Source organism: Bradyrhizobium sp. USDA 4504 (assembly GCF_054063995.1).
Genome location: NZ_JBSSGV010000001.1, coordinates 5,072,471 through 5,091,115, shown reverse-complemented (window position 1 = coordinate 5,091,115; position 18,645 = coordinate 5,072,471). Strand labels below are relative to the sequence as shown.

The window sequence follows — 18,645 nt, the reverse complement described above, 5'->3', positions numbered from 1 at the left end:
GGGCGCGTCCTCACACCGCTGGCTTTAAGCCAGGTCAGGGGTTTATTCTCTTCGCATCTGGCTCGCCCAGCTATGCCGGAATTTTATAGGGCCCAAGGTTTTGCAGGGCCGACGCAAGCGAAATGGCGGCCGGAGCCGGCTGCGTCCTTTGGTCGGGTCGAACGACAGCCCCATTACGGCCTAAAACGACGCTCTATGCTAGAAGACGCCGGTTGGCGGCAGCGCCAGGCTTCATTTTCAAGGCTTCATTTCGACATATCGATATATCCGTCGCATTTTCAGGGATCAGGGCATGATTGTCCGAGATCGGTTTCGCGGCCTCTTCCCAAAGTATTTTCTCGCACTGTTTCTGGCCGTCGCGCTTCCGCTCGTGATCAACGGGTCGATCGAAGCCTGGTTCGGTTACCGCGATCAGCGCGCAAGGCTGGACCAGTTGCTCGGTGTTCAGGCGGCTTCCGCGGCCGCTGAAATTCATAACTTCATCTCCGACATTGCAAGCCAGCTCGGCTGGCTGGTCCAGCTTCCCTGGACCGACGAGGTCGATGAGGGACGCCGAACCGATGCGTTGCGTCTGTTTCGTCAAGCGCCGGCCGTCGTCAGCCTGACACTCATCGACAACAATGGGTTGGAGCGTCTCTACGTCTCACGGGTCGGCCTCAATCGAATTGAAAGTCGTATCGACCGATCGGCTGAACCTGCGCTGGTCGGCGCCCACGCACGCCAGGTTTGGTTCAGCGATGTCAGCTACAACAGAGGCTCAGAGCCGTATTTGACTATTGCGCTCGTGGGTAACCGATCCGCGGTCGGCGCAGTCATCGCCGAAGTCAATCTCAAGCTGATCTGGGATGTCGTATCGGCGATCAAGGTGGGAGAGACGGGCCTCGCCTTCGTGCTGGACCGGCCGGGCCGCCTCATTGCCCATCCCGACATCAGCCTCGTCCTCCGGGGGCTGGAAGAAACAACCTCCCAGCCGTTTCGCACCATACGCGACGCGATCGGCCCGGGAGCGGGCTTTGCAACGGGCCGCGACGGACAGGGACGTCCGGTTGCTGCCCGCGCGGCTCCGGTGGCGGGTCCCGATTGGACCGTCGTCGTGGCGCAGCCGCTCTCCGAGGCTTACGCCCCGATCTATGCCGCGTTGCGACGGACCACAGTGCTTCTCGCAGGCAGCACCGTATTTGCAGGGCTGCTCGCCTATGCATTCGCGCACCGGATGACCGAGCCGATCAGGCTGCTCGAGGAGGGGACGGAGCGGATCGGCGCCGGATCGTTCGAGCACCGCATTTCGATCCAGACCGGGGACGAATTTCAGCGCCTGGCAAGCAGCTTCAACAGGATGGCCGGCGAGCTCGCGCTGGCGCAGCAGCACCAGGAGCGGATCGCGAAGCTCAAGCGGTTTCTCGCGCCTCAAGTCGCCGATCTCGTCGATCGTGCCGGCGATGACAGCGTGCTGGATGGCCGCCGCACCGACGTCGTCGTTGTGTTCTGTGACTTGCGCGGGTTCACCGCGTTTTCCGCGGGCGTCGCTCCCGAGGAAGTCATGAGCGTGCTGTCCGAATATTATGAGGTTCTGGGCAGGGTCATTGCGCGGTTCGAAGCAACCCTCATCAGCTTCTCGGGAGACGGGTTGATGGTGCTGGTGAACGCACCCGTGCCGGTCGAGGAGCCGGCGCTGAGAGCCGTCGACCTTGCGACCGAAATGCAGAAGCACGTGCAAGGCTTGATCGGCGGCTGGCGGTCGCGGGGCTACCAGGTTGGCTTTGGAATAGGGCTTGCCAGTGGATCGGCGACGGTTGGGCGGATCGGCTACGAAGACCGGCTCGATTACACGGCCATCGGCAGTGTCGTGAATCTCGCCGCCCGCCTGTGCGCATCTGCCGCAGATCGGGAAATCCTGATGGACGCAGGGACCGCCGCAAGCGTCAGAGGCAAGCGCTCCCTGGAGGATATCGGGAGTCGCCAAATCAAGGGCTTCGATGACGCCATTCCGGTGTTCGGAATATCTTCTTGATGTGTGTTGGCCGATGCCGGCCGGAGCGGTTCGGTGCAGTCCATTGGCGACTGGTTTCGGATCGTGGGATATACTTCCGCCGACGGCGAACGCCAGCGGGTCGATAGAGCATGAGTTGCGCTCATTCTCGTGCAGCAGCATCCCACGGACGCGGCAGCCGGCGCGAGGTCCTGTTGTTGATGGCTGCCGCCGCGGCCTGGACCACATCCTCGCGGGCGCAGAAGCCGTCGATGCCTGTGATCGGCTATCTTTGTCCGGAATCGCCGGAGTTGTTTGGCAGCCGGCTGAAGGCTTTCCACCAGGGACTTCGTGAAGCCGGCTTTGTCGAGGGCCGCGACGTTGCGATCGAATATCGATGGGCCAATGGGCAATATGCCCGGTTACCTGCACTGGCCGGCGAATTGATCGCGCGCGACGTCGATGTGGTGGTTGCGCCCGGCGGCGCCCCCGTCGCGCTTGCCGCCAAAGCTGCCGGCGTCACCAAGACGATCGTTTTCGAGATGGGCGGCGACCCCGTTCAGCTGGGTGTGGTGGACAGCCTGTCGCGGCCGGGAGGCAACATCACGGGAATCTCGAGCCTGAGCGTCGACGTGTCGCCGAAGCGGCTCGAGTTGATGCACGAACTTCTGCCGGCGGCGAAAACGTTGGGGGTCGTGACCAACCCGACAAGTCCAACCGCCAGCTCGCAACTGCAGAAGCTTCAGGCCGCTGCCGAAACTTTAGGGGTCCATCTGCAGATATCGAGGGCAAGCAAGGAAGAGGAGTTCGAAGCCGTATTTGCTTCCGTAGAGAGAGATTCGACAAACGCGCTTGTTTTCACCTCCGATCCCTATTTTGCATTTCGCAGCCGGCGATTGGCCGATCTCGCACTGAAGTATCGTGTTCCCGCAATTACGCAGACCCGGGATTTCCCGACAGCCGGAGGCTTGATGAGCTATGGCGGAGATTTCGTGCAGTCGCATCGACGCGCGGGCGTCTATGCCGGCCGGGTTCTGAAGGGTGAGAAGCCTGCCGATCTTCCGGTCCAGCTGGTCACCAAGGTCGAGTTCGTCATCAACCTGAAGACCGCCAAGCTGCTCGGCCACGAGTTCTCTGCTTCAGTCGTCAGCGGCGCAGACGAAGTGATCGAGTGACTAATTCGTTCAAGAACCCGGTAGTCCGGCCGGCACGGACTGAACGGTCCGGCCGGACCGTGACATCGCGTGCGCTCACGTGCTCAACTGCCGGGCTGTAGAAACGCGCCGTATTGCTTGCTCGTGGCGACCGCGGCGGCCGCCTGTCCGATGACACGCATTGCCGCCATCATCGGCCACGGCCCAAGGCTCACCCTGCGAACACCGGCGCGGGCGAGCTCCCCGATTTCGGGCACGCCCTGCGTCACCATGATGTTGACGGGCAGGGGCGTCAGCTGAACCAACCTCTCGATCAGCATGAGGTCGGTGAGCCCCGGTACAAAAATTCCATCAGCGCCGGCATCGGCATAGACCTTCGCACGTCGCGCCGCCTCATCCAGACATTGCTCGGGCGAGCCGAACTTCAGCAGAAACGGATCGGTTCGCGCATTGATGAAGAGGTGAACGCCGAGTCTCTGCGCGGCGTCCCGCACCGCCCTGATCTTCGCGGCATGCTGCTCCGGAGTGGCGAGCTGCCGCTTTCCGCCAACAAGCCCGTCCTCGATATTGATGCCGATCGCGCCGGCCTTCAGGATCCTTGCCGCCGAATGCGCGGCGGCATCCGGCGTGTCGCCATAACCCGCCTCCAGATCGATCGACACCGGAACCGTCACCGACGCGGTCATCCGCGAGACCAGGCCTTCCACGATGTCGAGCGGGGCATTTTCGCCGTCGGCGTAGCCGAGCGCGGATGCGACCGCGCCGCTGCTGGTCGCCACCGCCGGCGAGGCCTTCGCGATCGCCTTGGCGGTGGCGACGTCCCAGGCGTTGAACAGGACGAGCGGATCGCCCTGCTTGTGAAGTCGGTGAAACGCTTCGGCGTAGTGCTGCTGTGTCGTGGCGTCCATTGCGCGCACTCCTGGTCAGAGAATTCGAAGGATGGTGTGGCTGACGCGGCCGCAGGTGGTGGCGTCCGTTCAGTCGGCGGCGTGCGTTGTGAACCAGTCCATGATCAGACCTGTGACCTCGGCCTCACGCTCGAGGTGCAGGAAGTGGCCGACATCGGGCAGGACGATGCGCCGATGTGGTCCCTTGAAGAGCGGCTCTTCCTTGATCGAATACCGCGCCGTCGGATCGTTGCCGCCATAGATTGTCAGCGTCGGTGTATGCATGTCGTTGATCGGTAGCCGGCCCGCAACTCCCGCATCGACCAGGCCATTGTAGTATTTCAGCGCCGCCTTCATGGTGCCGGGAGAGCTGAGCGTCTCCTTGACCGAACGGAGATGCTCGTCGTTCTGCAGGGTCGGCGACCACAGCTTCCAAAGGTAGTCGACGAAGGGAAGTCCCTCGATGTTGACCGCCGAGTGAGCGCCAGGCACCGTGAAGAAATAGACATGGAAAACCGATCGAACGGCATCGGGATCGCTCCGGAGGCTTGTGATTGTGATCGGGTGCGCGGTGTTCATGACCACCGCGGCCTTGATCGCCGACGGCGCCGTAGCTAGCGCCTGGAAGGTTGACGTACCGCCCCAATCCATGCCGACGACGTAGGCCCGTCCGTCTTCGCTCAGCGCCGCGATCAACGCTTCGAGATCCTGGCCCAGCGCGATCGGATCGAAAATGCCGTCGGCCGGAATCTCCGTCGGCGCATAGCCGCGCAGGAACGGCGCGACCGCGCGATAGCCGGAATCCGCGAACACCTGCAGCTGCTTTCGGTACGACCAGGCATTGTCGGGAAAGCCGTGCATGAACATGACGAGCGGTCCGCTGCCTTGTTCGAGATAGGCAAATCGCACGCCGTTGGCCTGCACGTATTTCAGGGCGGGTTCGCTGCCGGCGGCGTCACGCGTTGCCAGTGCGGTGCTTCGGGTCGTCATCGCTGCTCTCCATTTGTGTCGTCGTTGCGCTCCCGGGCAAATATGTGCGCAGCGCACATATATGGTCAAGTTGTTTTTTGTGCGCAGCGCACATATTATTCCCGGCATGGAACACGGAATCGCTAATCTGCTGGGCGCGCTGTCGCTCGCTGTCATGGATCGTATCGAGCAAGGCGCGCGCGAGGTCGTCGGTCGCGGCGGCGAAACGCCCGCGGCGCTGATCGTCATCGGCTATGGCCAGGGCATGACCAACGACAAGCTGAGGCGGATCCTTGGCCTGTCGCACTCCGGAACGGTCCGCCTGGTCGATCGGCTGGTTTCGGATCGGCTTGTCGAACGCCGGGCGGGCAAGGACGGCCGCGAAGTCGCCTTGCACCTGACGGCATCGGGCGCTGCGTCCCGGAATGAACTGCTGGCGTCGCGGATTTCAGCCGTGACGTCGCTGCTCGACGTGCTGTCGGTCGCTGAGCGGAAGCAGCTCGCAACGCTGATCCGCGAGCTGCTGGCAAGGCAGGACACATCCGAGATGGATCGCTTCACGATCTGCCGGATGTGCGACGACCGGGTCTGCACCAATTGCCCGTTGCCGACCAGCAAGGGTCAGCACGCGCGCTAGAGAGGTTACTTTGAATCGAGCGGCCAACTCCGCTCACCTCGCCCCGCGTGCGGGGAGAGGTCGGAACGCATCGCTAGATGCGTTCCGGGTGAGGGGGAGTTTCCGCAAACACAGCTATCACCGCTTATGCGGAGAGTGCCCCTCACCCCAACGCTCTCCCCGTAAGAACGGGGAGAGGGAGCGCGGTGCCACCGCGGCCGCTATTCGACCTCATCTCCTCACGCTCCAGCAGCTTGCCGTCAGCGCGCGTTCTTGCCCGCCATGAACACGTACATGTCCCAGAAAGTCTCGGGATGATCGACCTCGAAGCGGTGCCACTGATCGAGATTGGTCTCGTCGGCCGTGCCCTGAAACTGCTTGCGGAATCGGTCGAGGACCGCCGGATCGTCAAACGGCTCGAACCCCTCGAACGACAGGCCATGCTCGTTCAGGAATGCCGCGATCGCCGGAATCGTCAGGCGGTGTTCCATGACGTTGAACAGCAGATCGCGGCAGCCGCTCATGCTGTAGAAATCCTTGGCGCCGATCAGCGGCTTCCATTTGTCGGCTTCGCGGAAGATGTCCTGCCGGCAACGTCTGATGTCGCCGGCGGTGGCGCGATAATTGCGCGCCGCGATGCGATCGCGGGCCTCGACGATGACGCGGCGCGCCAGATCGCTGTAGAGCCCGATGCGCATCGTGCCGCCCGGCCGCAGCAGCGAGACCAGCACGCGCCAGCCGGCCAAGGGGTCGGCAAGATGATGCAGCACGCCGACCGACTCGATGCTGTCGAAGGTGCGATCGATCGAGGCCAATTCCAGGATGTCCGCTTGCGCATACTCGATGTTGCGCAAGCCGAGCTCCCGCGTCTTGCGGCGCGCATAGGCAAGGCTGGTCCTGCTGATGTCGACCGCGAGCAGGCGGGCGTTGGGATAGACCTGCGCGATCTGGATCGCGTGCGAGCCGGTGCCGCAGCCGGCAATCAGGATATCCCGTTCGGCTCGCTGGTCCGCGGTTGCGACGGTCCTTCCCCGCGCCCGATCGGCCGCGAAGGCCGTCAACGGGTTGACGGTCCAGCGCGGATAGGGATTTTCCTCGTATTGGCGCATCACCTCGACGGATATGTCGTTCGTGATCGGAGTGAGCGCTGCAATAGCGCTGCGCTCTTCGATCTCCTCGCGCGGCTCGCGAAGCTGCACCCGCAACAGGCCGGCGACGGCCGCGGGCCAATCCCGGCGCAGCAGCGCGTCCGCCGTCGGCAAGGCATGAAGCGGGAAGTAAGCGGCGACAGCGGCGAGCGTGAGCGGCGCGATCGCAGCGCCTGATGCCAGGTCCTGCAGCAACCGGTCGCGCAGCGCGCCCGCGTCTTCGCTCTCCGCCCCGGTCTGCGCATAGACATGTTCGTTGATGAAGCATTGCCGGGCGAGCGCGCAGGCAAAGGCTACGATATCGTCGTCGACGTCATCCTGATCCGGCTTGCTCGCGAGCCGCAACAGCTCGGCCCGCGCATATCCGAACAGCACCTCAAGCCGCATGCTCGCCAGCGTGGTGGTTTCCATCGCGCAGCGCAGGAACAGGTCGTTCGCGAGCGGGGCGACACCCTCGCTGCCGAACAATTCGACGCTTGTGACCGGTAGCGGCCACTTGCTTGCAATCCGCCCGGCATAGGTGGTGACGGTCGGGCTCTGCAGGATGAAGCCGACCGCCTTCGCGTCCATGCCGAGCGCCAGCGCCTTGCTGAAATGCGCGGCCGCCTTGCTGCGATTGCCCATTGCCTGGTAGGAGTTGCCGGCGTTGTAATGGCAGGCGGCATTGACCTCGTCCGAGGCAATCGCCTTGGTGAACATCTTTGCTGCAGCCCGGTGATCGCCGGCAGCCTGCGCCATCAGGCCGAGAAGATTGAGGCTCTGCACATGGCCAGGATCGCGCGCGAGAAGCTGCCGGCAGATCTCCTGCGCTTCGTTGAAGCGTCGCATCCCGTAGAAGCGGCTGGCCTCAGCGGCGAGGCCGCCAATGCTGACACCCGTGGAACCGAAGGCAGGTGCGTTTTTGCTGGACGCGTCCCGTTGCTTCCCGGCCGCACGCCGCTCTTTTCGGTTCATGTTCCGTCAACTGGCCCGAGCTGCAAGACGCGGTGCATCAACTACCACGCCCGGGAAGACATAGGGCCGATCGTCTTTGTGGCCAAGGACAATCTGGCTTCAGCCCGGGATCCGCACCGGCAGGTTCTCGATGCCGCGGACGAAGCTGGAATAGACCCGCTTCGGCTCACCGACCACCTCGATGCGGTCGAAGCGCTTCAGCATCTCTTCCCAGACGATCCGAAGCTGCAGCTCGGCGAGCCGCATGCCGACGCAGCGGTGGATGCCGAAGCCGAACGACAGGTGGATGCGCGGCCGCGGGCGGTCGATGATGAACTCGTTCGGACGATCGATCACCTCGTCGTCGCGGTTGCCGGAGACATACCACATCACGACGCGGTCGCCCTTCCTGATCGTCTTGCCGCCGATCTCGGTGTCGACAAGCGCGGTGCGCCGCATATGCGCCAGCGGCGTCTGCCAGCGGATCACCTCCGGCACCATGGTGTCGATCAGTGCGGGATTCTCCTTCAGCTTCCTGAACTGGTCGGGATGCTCGTGCAGCGCCAGCACCGAGCCGCTCATGGTGTTGCGCGTGGTGTCGTTGCCGCCGACGATGAGCAGGATGATGTTGCCCATCAGATTGTCGGGGTCCATGTGCCGCGTGGCGTCGCTATGCGCCATCATCGACAAAAGGTCGTTGCGCGGCGGGGCGTTGACGCGCTCGTTCCAGAGCTTCGAGAAATAGGCGTAGCACTCGTCCATCTCCTGCCGCCGCTGCTCCGGCGAGTTGACGATGCCGCTCTTCGGCAGCGCGGTGGAGACGTCGGACCAGCGCGTCAGCTTGCGCCGCTCCTCCCAGGGGAAGTCGAACAGCGTCGCCAGCATCTGGGTGGTCAATTCGATCGAGACGCGCTCGACGAAGTTGAAGGTCTCGTTGCGCGGCAGATTGTCGAGCACGCTGGCCGAGCGCTGCCGGATCAGCTTTGCAAGCTCGTCGAGATGCGTGGGTGTGAACATCGGCGACACGGTCTTGCGCTGATGGGCGTGCCTCGGCTGGTCCATCGCGATGAAGCTCGGATAGTCGTAGCCGGGCGGCACATCGCGGATCGAGATGCCGCCGAGCGTGGAGTCCGAGGAGAAGATGCCGTGGCTGGTGTCGACATGCATGATGTCGTTGTACTTCACCACCGACCAATACGGTTCGATCGGCGCATTGGTGCAGTAGTGCACCGGCTCTTCCTTGCGCAGCCGCTCGAACCACGGCCACAGCGTGTCGTTCTGGAACAGCTTTGGCGCGCCGGGATGAAAATCCTTGAGCGGTGTCGAATACGCTTCCTCGCGGGCCTGGCGCAGCAACTCGGCCCGGTCGGCACGGATGGCGGTCTGGACGTTCATGTTTCTTGATCCCGGTTGGCTCGCGACGCGTCAGGCGGCGATGCGCACTGGCAGCGTCTCGTAGCCCTTGATGAAGCTGGAATACACCCGCTGCGGCTCCTCCACCACCTCGATGGTGTCGAAGCGCTTGAGGATCTCCTCCCAGATGATCTTGAGCTGCAGCTCGGCGAGCCGTAGGCCGACGCAGCGGTGGATGCCGAAGCCGAACGAGATGTGGGTGCGCGGCCGGGCGCGGTCGATCAGGAACTCGTAGGGCTTCTCGATCGCTTCCTCGTCGCGGTTGCCCGAGACGTACCACATCACCACCTTGTCGCCCTTCTTGATCTGGCGTCCGCGGAACTCGTAGTCGGCGAGCGCGGTGCGCCGCATATGGGCGAGCGGCGTCTGCCAGCGGATCACCTCGGGCACGAAGCTGTCGATCAGCGCCGGGTTCTCCCGCAGCTTGCGGTACTGCTCCGGATGCTTGCTCAGCGCATAGATGCTGCCGGACAGCGTGTTGCGCGTGGTATCGTTGCCGCCGACGATCAGCAGGATCAGATTGCCGAGGAAGTTCTTCGGGTCCATGTTCCGCGTGGCGTCGCTGTGCGCCATCATCGAGAGTAGATCGCTCTTCGGCGGCTGGCTCGCGCGCTCCATCCACAGCCTTGCGAAATAGCTCGCGCATTCCATCAGCTCGGCCTGCCGCTCGTCTTCGGTGGCGACGAGGCCGCCGGCGCCGGGCAGGGTGGTCGCGACGTCGGACCAGCGCGTCAGCTTGCGGCGGTCTTCCCAGGGGAAGTCGAACAGCACCGCGAGCATCTGGGTCGTCAGCTCGATCGAGACCTTGTCGACCCAGTCGAACACCTCGCCGCGCGGCAGATTGTCGAGGCACTCGGTCGAGCGCTTGCGGATGTTGGTGGCGAGCTCGTCGAGGTGCGTCGGCGTGAACATCGGCGCCACGGTCTTGCGCTGCGCCGAATGGCGCGGCTGGTCCATCGCGATGAAGCTTTCGCGGCGAAGATCCGGCGGCACGTCGCGGATGGTGATGCCGCCGAGCGAGGCGGCCGAGGAGAACACCGAGTGGTTGGTCTCGATGTCCATGATGTCGTTGTAGCGGGTGATCGACCAGTACGGACCGAACATCGAGTCCTTGCAGTAGTGCACCGGGTCCTCGCGGCGCAGCCGGTCGAAATACGGCCAGAAGGTATCGGTCTTGAACAGCTCGGGATTGCCGGGATCGTAGTCCGAAAGCGCAAGCGAATTGGCGCGTTCGCGTGCGGCGTCCAGATTCGTGTTGTCGACGAGATCGATGGTCCCGTGCATGAGCGGCTCCTCAACCGTTTGAGCTGCCGGGGCATGGCCGGCGCGGCATGTTTTACCGAATTACATTCTCATTCCGCGGTTTGCGCAAGGGCTCTCGACGCGCATTTGGCCGCATTGATGTCAGGCCAAAGCGGCCGAATCCGGGCTTTTCCGGTGGGGAAGGGACCGCGGCCGCGACCACGCCCGTTTGAAACGGCGTTTGATTTGGCCGGGCGGCGGCGTGCGAACGGTGCCGGCGCCGTTTATTGACTGCCGGTCTTCTCGCCGGCGGGCTTTTCGCAGGGGTAGGTGTCCTGCATCCCCCACAGCAGCAGGAGAGCGATCACCATCTCACCTTTCGCCGACCGCTTGTCGGCGGACTTGAGCATGATCTCTTCGGTCTGCTCGCTGCTCAGTGCGAGGTCGTCGGGCATGCAGAACAACAATTGGCCGCCATGCCGTTTCAGCCAGGCATTGGACGCCATCAGGCCGCCCCTGACGCCGTCGAGGTACATGTGATTGAAGATACGCAAATTCTCACTCTTTGGATTGCGATAGGAATCCAGCCGCACGTCGACGGCAGCGGCCGGAGCTGCCGTGAGCGCCAGAAGGCATGCCGACAAGATCCATCTGGTCATCGCTGCGATTTCCTCGCTTTGCGGCGGCGGCTTCGCCTCCATCGCCTGATCGTTAAGTATGTCATTGCCGCCCTGGGGTTCGACGCCGGCCGTTGATCGAGGACTGCGCGCTTTCCGGCATTGCCGTTAAGGCATGGCCAACCGCATCCCGCCAAAAATCGGCCGACGATCTCGACCTTGTGTGAAACCTGGATCACACTCGCGACGACAAATCTGTGCTTTTGATACCCAGAGATTGTCCCGCCAGGAGCCATCCCGTGAACGACATGAGCTGGACCCCGCTGGGTCCGCCGCAGCCGCCTCCGCAACCGGCCCCGCCGCCGATGCCGGTGGCGTTTTCAGGGAACCGGAAGGAGTTCTTTCGCCTGGTCGCGCGCGGCGCCGGGCTCGAACTGGTCACGGTCGGCTTCTACCGGTTCTGGCTCACCACCGACATCCGCCGTCATCTGTGGTCGAACAGCCAGATCGATGGCGACGCGCCGGAATATACCGGCCGCGGCAAGGAGCTCCTGATCGGCTTCCTGGTCGCGCTCGCGATCCTGGTGCCGATCTATCTCGGCTATTTCCTGATCGGCATCGAGGCGGAGCATTTCAAGGCGTTCGCCTCGCTGCCGCTGGTCGCCTTCTTCTATTTGTTCGGCCAGTTCGCGATCTATCGCGCGCGGCGTTACCGCCTGACCCGCACGGTGTGGCGCGGCGTCCGCTTCTGGATGAGCGGCTCGGGCTGGGTCTATGCGCTCAAGGCCTCGCTCTGGGGCGTGCTGGTCGTGATCACGCTCGGTCTCGCGCTGCCGTGGCGCGAGGCCGCGCTCGAACGCTACAAGATGCGGCACTCCTATTACGGCGACCTTCAAGGCTCGTTCGACGGCCGCGGCTGGGAGTTCTTCGCGCGGGGCTGGTGGCTCTGGGTCCTGATGCCGTTCGCGCTCTACAGCACGATCTTCGCCCCGTTCGCCTATGCCGCGTTCAAGGCGGTCGAGTGGCGCTGGTGGCTGTCGGGAATCCGCTTCGGCGACGTGAGGCTGGAATCCACGCTCCGCCGCGGCGCGCTGATCGGCCTGTACTGGAAGGTGATCGGCTGGGTCGTGCTGCTCGGCACGGTGTTCGCGGCCTATCTCGCGCTCTGCACCTTGCTGGTCGCCAGCATGGACGGCTCCTCGATCGCGGACTTCTTCAGGACCGAGGCGTTCGCCAAGAGCATTCCGCTGATCGTGCTGCTCGGCATCGGCTATCTCGCGTTTGCGCTGGCGCTGAACGTGGTGTTGCGCGTCTATCTGATGCGCGATCTCTGGGTTCGGGTGCTGTCCTCGACCATCGTGCACAACATCCAGGCGGCCGCCAACGTCACCGCGCGCGGCGAGCTCGCCAACGCGCTCGGCGAAGGCTTTGCCGATGGCCTCGACGTCGGGGGCTTCTAGCTCCATGGAATCCGATTCCGGTCAGACCAATTCCGCGGCGCCGGCTCCCGGCGGCGTTTTCTTCGACGGCCTGTCGAACCGGCGGCGCATCGTCGCACTCAGACTGTCCGACGCACTGGAGATCCGCGAAGACGGCGCACTGCTCGCGCGCTGGGTGTTTCACGACATCCGCCGCGCCGACAGCCCGTCCGGCCTGTTGCGGCTGAGCTGCCTGACCGCACCGCCTCTGGCGCGGCTCGACATCCGCGACGCCGGGCTGATCGCCGCGCTGGTCGCGCGCTGCGACACGCTCGAGGCGGATTTGCCGAACCGCAGGGGCGTCGCCGCGATCGTCGGCTGGTCGCTCGCGGCCGCGGTGTCGATCGTGCTGGTGGTGCTGTTCGGCGTGCCGCTCGCCGCCGAGCGGTTGACGCCGCTGGTGCCCGACTCGTTCGAGCGTCGCATCGGCGATGTCGCGGAGGCGCAGGTCAAGGTGCTGTTCGACGGCAAGCCGTGCAGCAATCCGGCCGGCCAGGCGGCGTTCGCGAAGCTGGTCGGCAAGTTGCGGCAGTCCGCAGGCTTCGATACGTCGGTGCAGTCGGGCGTGCTGGCGACGTCGGTGCCGAACGCCTTCGCGCTGCCCGGCGGCAAGGTCTATCTGTTCGACGGACTCTTGGAAAAAGCCGAGAACCCCGACGAGATCGCCGGCGTGCTGGCGCATGAGCTCGGCCATCTCCGGCACCGCGACAGCATGCGCGAATTGATCCACAACGGCGGCACCTCGTTCCTGATCGGGCTGTTGTTCGGTGACGTCACCGGCTCCGGCGCGCTGATCTTCGCCTCGCGCTCGCTGGTGACGTCGTCCTATTCGCGCGACGCCGAGACCAACGCCGACAGCTTCGCGATCGAGACCATGCACAAGCTCGGCCGTCCGGCCAAGCCGATGGGCGAACTGATGTTCCGCGTCACCGGCAAGGAGGGCGGCAAGGGGCTCTCGCTCGTCTCCAGCCATCCCTTGACCGAGGACCGCCTCGCGCGCATGGACAAGGCCGATGCCGCCAGCCGCCCCGATGGTCCGCCGCTGCTGTCATCGGCCGAATGGCAGGCGCTGAAGGGCATCTGCAGCGGCGCCGGCAAGGTGTGATGGCGCAGCCGCCGACGCTCCCTCGCTACTTCACCAGCCTGAACTTGCCGCCTTCGACCTTGATCAGGAACGCCGAACGCTCGTCATAGCCGTTGTGATCGGTCGGGCTCATGGTCGAGAGGCCGTTGTTCAGGTAGACGTCCTTGCCGCGCTCGAGCTCGTCGCGCAGCGCGGCGCGGAATTCCGCCGTGCCGGGCTTTGCGGTCTTCAGCGCATTCGCCGCCGCCCGCTTGAACAGCGTGACGGCGTCCCACAGATGCGCGCCGAAGATGTTCGGCTTCTGCCCGTTGGCCTTCTCGTAGGACGACACGAACTCGTCACGCACCTGGCGGAACGGATCGTTCGCCGGCAGATCGTCGGCGATGGTGAAGGCTTCGCCGGTGAAGATCGCGCCCTCGACATTGGCGCCGCCGAGCTTGATGAACTCCTCCGAGGCCACGCCATGGGTCTGGAAGATCTTGCCGGCATAGCCGCGGCTGCGCAGCGCCTCCTGCGGCAGTACGGCGGGCGTGCCGGCGGAGGCGATGAACACCGCTTCCGGATTGGTCGCGATCACCTTGAGCGCCTGGCCCATCGCGCTGGTGTCGGCCCGCGCATAGACCTCATGCGTCGTCACGGTGAGGCCGAGCTGCGGGGCGAGCCGCGACACCTCCTTGTAGTAGCCTTCGCCATAGCCGTCGGAGACGCCGATATAGCCGAGCGTCTTGATGCCGGACTTGGCGATGTATTTCAGGATCGCCGCCGCCATCAGGTCGTCATTGGGCACCACCTTGAACGCCCAGCGGCGGCGGTCGTCCATCGGCTGCACGATCGCGGTCGCCGCCGCGAGCGAGATGATCGGCGTCTTGCTCTCCACGGCGACGTCGAGCATCGGCATGGTCACCGGGGTGAGCGAGGAGCCGATCAGGATATCGACGCCGTCCTGGATCACGAGGCGCCGCGCATTCTGCGTGCCCTTGGTCGGATCGGACTCGTCGTCGAGCGCGATATAGGTGACCTTCTCGCCGCCGATCTCCTTCGGCAGCGCGGCGATGGTGCGCATCTGCGGCTGGCCGAGCGCCGAGCCCGGTCCGGATCCGGACACCACGACGCCGACCTTGATGTCGGCACGCGCGCCCGGCGCAATCAGGATCGCGCTCGCAAATGTCAACAGTCCGGCCATGGCCAGCTTCATTGCAACTCCTCCCAGCAGGTTCTTTTTATCTGCGGCCGATGATAGCCGACCGCCGTCCGGTCGCGCATCATATTGATTCCGCCCGATCCGTCTGTCCCCCTGATTGGGGACACCGGACTGCGCTCGGGCAAGGTTCGCGCGCTCTGCGGCCCGAGGCCTCAAATTGTCCGCGATCGGTTGGGTCGACTGCGCCCGGCCAAATTTCTGACCCAGCTTCGGTTCGGTCCTGAAACTTCGCGTTTACCACTCCCTTAAAGGCCGCGGGAACCAGTTTCCCTAATCGGGCGGCAACGTCTCGCTGTTATTGAAGGATCAGAAAAGGGAGTACGAACATGTCCAGTATTGTTCGGATCCTCGTCTTGATCGCATGTGCACATGCGGGATCCGTGGTTGCGGAAGTGCAGTTGGACGGCGCGCGGTCATCGCCGGCGGTCCACGTCCATGATTGAGCCTCATCCGATTGCGTCCGAGCACGCGCGCGCCATCTGCGAAGAGATTGGCGAACGGCTGCGCCATGCCCTGCGCGGCGATTACGCCGATCTGCCGCCAAGGCTGCGCGAACTGGTCAACGAGCTCGCTCTGCAGGAGTGTGAAGCGCCGTCGCTGGTGCCCACGATGGCTGACATGACGAGACCGCTGGTCGCCGCGGCCTAAGCCGAGCGTCTGCGTCACACGTTCTTCGCGACCTTCCGTGTCCGCGTCGGACCGGCGCCGGCGATCGTCGGCTTGATATTCCACACCGCGCGCACGCTTGCGAAGGCATGGGCGATCACCGGCTCCTGGCGGCGGGCGGCGAGGCTGGCGAAGGAGAGATCGCAGGTCAGCTTCACCTTGTCGGCGACCACGAACTGATGCGGCCGCGCCATCCGCGGCGCCAGCACGTTGTCGCGTGCGAGGCTGAGGCAGAGACCGGATTCGACGAAGTCGATCATCGCCTCTTCCTGGTCGGTGTAGCCGATCCGCTTCGGCAATGCACCGAGTGGGCGGAAGATGTCGTCGAGCAGCCGCCGGTGGCCGGAGTGCGGCGGTGTCGCGAGCCAGGGCAGCTCGGCGAGCTCGGCCCAGCCCTTGCCCATCACCCGATCGCGCCAGGCGATCGGTGCGATCACCCGGTAGTCGTAGCAAAGCAGCGGGGCGAGCTGGTAGCGGCCATCGACGATGGTCCGTTCGGTGAAGCTGTGATGGACGAGTTGGTCCTGCGGCGTGGCGTCGACATAGTAGCCGACGTCGAGTTCGCCGCGGCCGATCTGCGCCAGCACGTCGTCGCTCACGCCATGACGCAGGAAGACTTCGGTGCGCTGCGAGGACATCGCAAGGCTGCGCACGAACGGCCCGAGCCGGGTGAATTCGGGGTCGAGGATGGTGCCGACGCGCAGCGTGCCGCGCTGTGCCTCGTTCAGCGAGTCCGCCATCGCCTTGAAGTCGGACGCGGCCGCCACCGCCCGGTGCGCCAGCGGCAGCAGCGCGGCGCCGGCCTCGGTCAGGGTGAATCCGGCAGGTGTGCGGTTGAACAGCTGCAGCCCGGTGCTTTCCTCGAGTGCCTTCAGCTGCAGGCTGACCGCGGGCTGGGTCAGCTTCAGCATCGCCGCTGCGCGCGATACCGTGCCTTCACGGGCAACCGTGATGAAGCAACGCAAGGCCTGGGTACGGGGAAGCTCGATCATCGCACGTGCTTATAGCACACTTTTTTGGCGCGCATCCGACCTGCGCCGTGCATTGTCATGCGATTATAATACAACCAATGCGAGAATTCAGGACCGCCGCCACGCAACCATGCCTTCGTGCGCGCGGTTCAACAATGACTGTCTCTGGAATACTGGATCGCCCGGTCAAAGCCGGGCGAGGACTACGCAATGACGCTACGTTACCTCGCGCGAGAACCATCCTCGTCGTCCTGGCGAAAGCCAGGACCCATTACCCCAAATGTCAATTGTTGCGCGATGCTGTGGCCGCGATCTCGTTCATCATCAAGTGCGGTGGTCCTGGCTTTCGCCAGGACGACGATTGGGGAGATCGCGCGCTCATTCCATCACCGTCATGCTGAGGAGGCCGCGCAGCGGCCGTCTCGAACCACGACGGCCTGACTGTGGCCGTGTATCCTTCGAGATGCGCGAGTGCGCCTCAGGATGAGGGGACCTGGACTGCTTTCCGACTTCATCGTCGTCCCGGCGAAGGCCGGGACCCATTGCCACCGAAGTTCATTGTTGCGCGATGTCGGAACGACGAGTCCCATCCACAACACCCGCTGCGGCGTATGGGTCCCGGCCTTCGCCGGGACGACGGCTGTGAATGCCGCGAGCGTGTGCGCCGATCGACGGAGGCCGCCACCCTCACTCCAGATGGTTCACCTTCGCCACCCAGGCGCGGACGTCGGCGAGGACGGCGGGCAGCACGGCCTTGACCTCCTGCACGGTCATGCCGGGCTTGATGCGGGGGTCGTAGAGCAGGTTGAGCAGATATTGGTCGTAGACGTCGAAATAGCCCATCGAGACGTTGTCGTTGAACATGGTCCAGGGCACGGTGGCGGTGTCGTTGATCGGGCCGAGCGACTGCAACAGCTCCTCATAGGCGCAGTCGAGGAAGACGAAATCGCCGTTGTCGACGGTGAGGATCACGTCGGAATGCTCGATTTCGTAGTTCTCGTTCTTGCGGAAGCCGGACAGGCATTGCGGGTCGAGCGAGGAGCGGATCTCCCTGGCGCGCTCCTGGCCGTAGAAAGTCGCGATCGTGCGGTACAGCTCGCGGTCGCGCACCAGCTTGACCACGACATTGGCCGCTTCGTTGTTCTCGGTTATCGCGATGTCGAGATGCTGCACCTTGCTGCGGATGTCGGCGACGACCCTGGCGAGCTGGACCTTGCGGTCGGCGCGGCTGCCGTCGGCGAACACGCGCACCGGACTGTCGTACTTGCGGATTCGGTCGACCCGCCCGGCGAGATGATATTCGGCGCCGAACGCGGTTTTCAGAAAGCCCTCCACGATCTCGGCGTCGGTGAAGACCTTCTTCTCGTTGCGCTGGCGCGCGGCGATCGCCGGTACCTCGGTGGCGGCCGCGGGCAGCGCGGCATCAGCGAGGCAAGCGGCGAGCGTTGCGGCAAGAAGGACGAGGATCGAAGGACGGTGCTGGGGCATTGTGACAACGCTGCCGCAAGGTTTGCGGCAGCGCAAGGAGGGATCAAGGCGGCGGGATCAGCGATCTTGCCGAATGGCGGCGCCTGGTTCCGTTGAAATCGACGCGATCAGTTGTTCTTCACCACCACGGTGGTGCCGACCGAGACCCGACCATAGAGATCGGTGACGTCGTCGTTGGTCATGCGGAAGCAGCCCGACGAGACGGCCTGGCCGATCGTCTCCGGCTCGTTCGAGCCGTGGATGCGGTAGAGCGTCGAGCCGAGATACATCGCGCGCGCGCCGAGCGGATTCTCGATGCCGCCGTTCATGTGGCGCGGCAGATCGGGGCGGCGGCGCAGCATCTGCGACGGCGGCGTCCACGACGGCCATTCCTTCTTTGCGGAGATGCGGTGGACACCGCTCCAGCGGAAGCCGTCGCGGCCGACGCCGATGCCGTAGCGCAGCGCCTGGCCGTTCGCCAGCACCAGATAGAGCCGGCGCTCGGCGGTGTTCACCACGATGGTGCCGGGGGCGTAGTTGGTCGGGTAGTTGACGGTGGTGCGCGGGATCGGGCTTGCGCCGCCGCCGCCGAAGAAGCTCGGGGCTTCGGACTGATAGCCGCGAGAGTCGAAGAACTGGGCGTGGGCCTGGCCGGCACCTGCCAGGATCGTGAGCGCGGCAAACATCAAGGCAATCGGGCGCATGGTCGTCGTCCTCGCGAACAATCAAATATGCAGTCAGAGAGGCCACAATTGCCGGCGTTTCGCAAGCGACGAAGCCGTGACCTCAGGCATTTTCGAACAACACGGTTTAAAAAGGCAACAGATCGG

At 64.3% G+C, this 18,645-nt stretch carries 16 protein-coding genes; 6 read left to right on the top strand and 10 right to left on the bottom strand.

Translation table 11 applies throughout. From position 1 onward, the window contains the following. Window positions 1–292: 292 nt before the first annotated feature. Together ACVMB1_RS23960 and ACVMB1_RS23955 are read left to right on the top strand one after the other, a co-directional pair. Window positions 293–2,011 (top strand): adenylate/guanylate cyclase domain-containing protein, encoded by a 1,719-nt coding sequence (locus ACVMB1_RS23960; RefSeq protein ID WP_141341152.1) that lies wholly within the window; start codon window positions 293–295, stop codon window positions 2,009–2,011. A gap of 179 nt (window positions 2,012–2,190) precedes the next feature. Next, window positions 2,191–3,144: an ABC transporter substrate-binding protein gene (locus tag ACVMB1_RS23955; RefSeq protein ID WP_057019326.1), complete on the top strand. Its 954-nt coding sequence runs from the start codon at window positions 2,191–2,193 to the stop codon at window positions 3,142–3,144. Window positions 3,145–3,227: 83 nt separating this feature from the next. Here ACVMB1_RS23955 and ACVMB1_RS23950 read toward each other — a convergent pair whose 3' ends face one another. Then, window positions 3,228–4,031 (bottom strand): isocitrate lyase/PEP mutase family protein, encoded by an 804-nt coding sequence (locus ACVMB1_RS23950; RefSeq protein WP_076830759.1) that lies wholly within the window; start codon window positions 4,029–4,031, stop codon window positions 3,228–3,230. A gap of 69 nt (window positions 4,032–4,100) precedes the next feature. Then, window positions 4,101–5,000, bottom strand: a complete 900-nt coding sequence (locus tag ACVMB1_RS23945; RefSeq protein ID WP_456849279.1) for an alpha/beta fold hydrolase — start codon at window positions 4,998–5,000, stop codon at window positions 4,101–4,103. Between ACVMB1_RS23945 and ACVMB1_RS23940 the strand changes: the two genes are divergently transcribed. Then, window positions 4,984–5,616: a MarR family winged helix-turn-helix transcriptional regulator gene (locus ACVMB1_RS23940; RefSeq protein ID WP_244558910.1), complete on the top strand. Its 633-nt coding sequence runs from the start codon at window positions 4,984–4,986 to the stop codon at window positions 5,614–5,616. The two genes, ACVMB1_RS23945 and ACVMB1_RS23940, sit on opposite strands and share 17 nt — an antisense overlap. Before the next feature lie 239 nt (window positions 5,617–5,855). Here ACVMB1_RS23940 and ACVMB1_RS23935 read toward each other — a convergent pair whose 3' ends face one another. From ACVMB1_RS23935 to ACVMB1_RS23920, 4 genes are all read right to left on the bottom strand, one after another. Next, on the bottom strand, window positions 5,856–7,571 hold the full coding sequence (locus ACVMB1_RS23935) for a class I SAM-dependent methyltransferase (protein ID WP_076830811.1): 1,716 nt from the start codon (window positions 7,569–7,571) through the stop codon (window positions 5,856–5,858). Window positions 7,572–7,796: 225 nt separating this feature from the next. Continuing rightward, entirely contained in the window at window positions 7,797–9,071 is a 1,275-nt protein-coding gene (locus tag ACVMB1_RS23930; RefSeq protein WP_076830764.1) for a cytochrome P450, read from the bottom strand. A 30-nt stretch (window positions 9,072–9,101) separates the two neighbouring features. After that, window positions 9,102–10,373: a cytochrome P450 gene (locus ACVMB1_RS23925; RefSeq protein WP_076830768.1), complete on the bottom strand. Its 1,272-nt coding sequence runs from the start codon at window positions 10,371–10,373 to the stop codon at window positions 9,102–9,104. A 242-nt stretch (window positions 10,374–10,615) separates the two neighbouring features. Then, window positions 10,616–10,990 carry a hypothetical protein gene (locus tag ACVMB1_RS23920; RefSeq protein WP_076830813.1) on the bottom strand — a complete coding sequence of 125 codons (375 nt, stop codon included), beginning with the start codon at window positions 10,988–10,990 and terminating at the stop codon, window positions 10,616–10,618. Window positions 10,991–11,256: 266 nt separating this feature from the next. On the opposite strand from ACVMB1_RS23920, the gene ACVMB1_RS23915 reads away from it, so the two are divergent. Both ACVMB1_RS23915 and ACVMB1_RS23910 read left to right on the top strand, forming a co-directional pair. Then, window positions 11,257–12,408, top strand: a complete 1,152-nt coding sequence (locus ACVMB1_RS23915) for a DUF898 family protein (protein WP_141341156.1) — start codon at window positions 11,257–11,259, stop codon at window positions 12,406–12,408. Window positions 12,409–12,412: 4 nt separating this feature from the next. Further along, window positions 12,413–13,531: a M48 family metallopeptidase gene (locus tag ACVMB1_RS23910; protein ID WP_057019297.1), complete on the top strand. Its 1,119-nt coding sequence runs from the start codon at window positions 12,413–12,415 to the stop codon at window positions 13,529–13,531. 25 nt (window positions 13,532–13,556) lie between these two features. Here the strand turns inward: ACVMB1_RS23910 and ACVMB1_RS23905 are convergent, their stop codons facing one another. Continuing rightward, on the bottom strand, window positions 13,557–14,705 hold the full coding sequence (locus tag ACVMB1_RS23905; protein WP_057019298.1) for an ABC transporter substrate-binding protein: 1,149 nt from the start codon (window positions 14,703–14,705) through the stop codon (window positions 13,557–13,559). Between the two features lie 441 nt (window positions 14,706–15,146). Here ACVMB1_RS23905 and ACVMB1_RS23900 point away from each other — a divergent pair, with 441 nt between their 5' ends. Next, on the top strand, window positions 15,147–15,359 hold the full coding sequence (locus ACVMB1_RS23900) for a hypothetical protein (protein WP_057019299.1): 213 nt from the start codon (window positions 15,147–15,149) through the stop codon (window positions 15,357–15,359). A gap of 14 nt (window positions 15,360–15,373) precedes the next feature. Here the strand turns inward: ACVMB1_RS23900 and ACVMB1_RS23895 are convergent, their stop codons facing one another. From ACVMB1_RS23895 to ACVMB1_RS23885, 3 genes are all read right to left on the bottom strand, one after another. Next, complete coding sequence (locus ACVMB1_RS23895) at window positions 15,374–16,369, bottom strand: LysR family transcriptional regulator (RefSeq protein WP_057019300.1); 996 nt, start codon at window positions 16,367–16,369, stop codon at window positions 15,374–15,376. Window positions 16,370–17,035: 666 nt separating this feature from the next. Further along, entirely contained in the window at window positions 17,036–17,836 is an 801-nt protein-coding gene (locus ACVMB1_RS23890) for a DUF2927 domain-containing protein (RefSeq protein WP_057019301.1), read from the bottom strand. 107 nt (window positions 17,837–17,943) lie between these two features. Then, a complete protein-coding gene (locus ACVMB1_RS23885) occupies window positions 17,944–18,519 on the bottom strand; it encodes a L,D-transpeptidase (protein WP_038378145.1) in 576 nt (191 codons plus the stop codon). Window positions 18,520–18,645 lie beyond the last annotated feature (126 nt).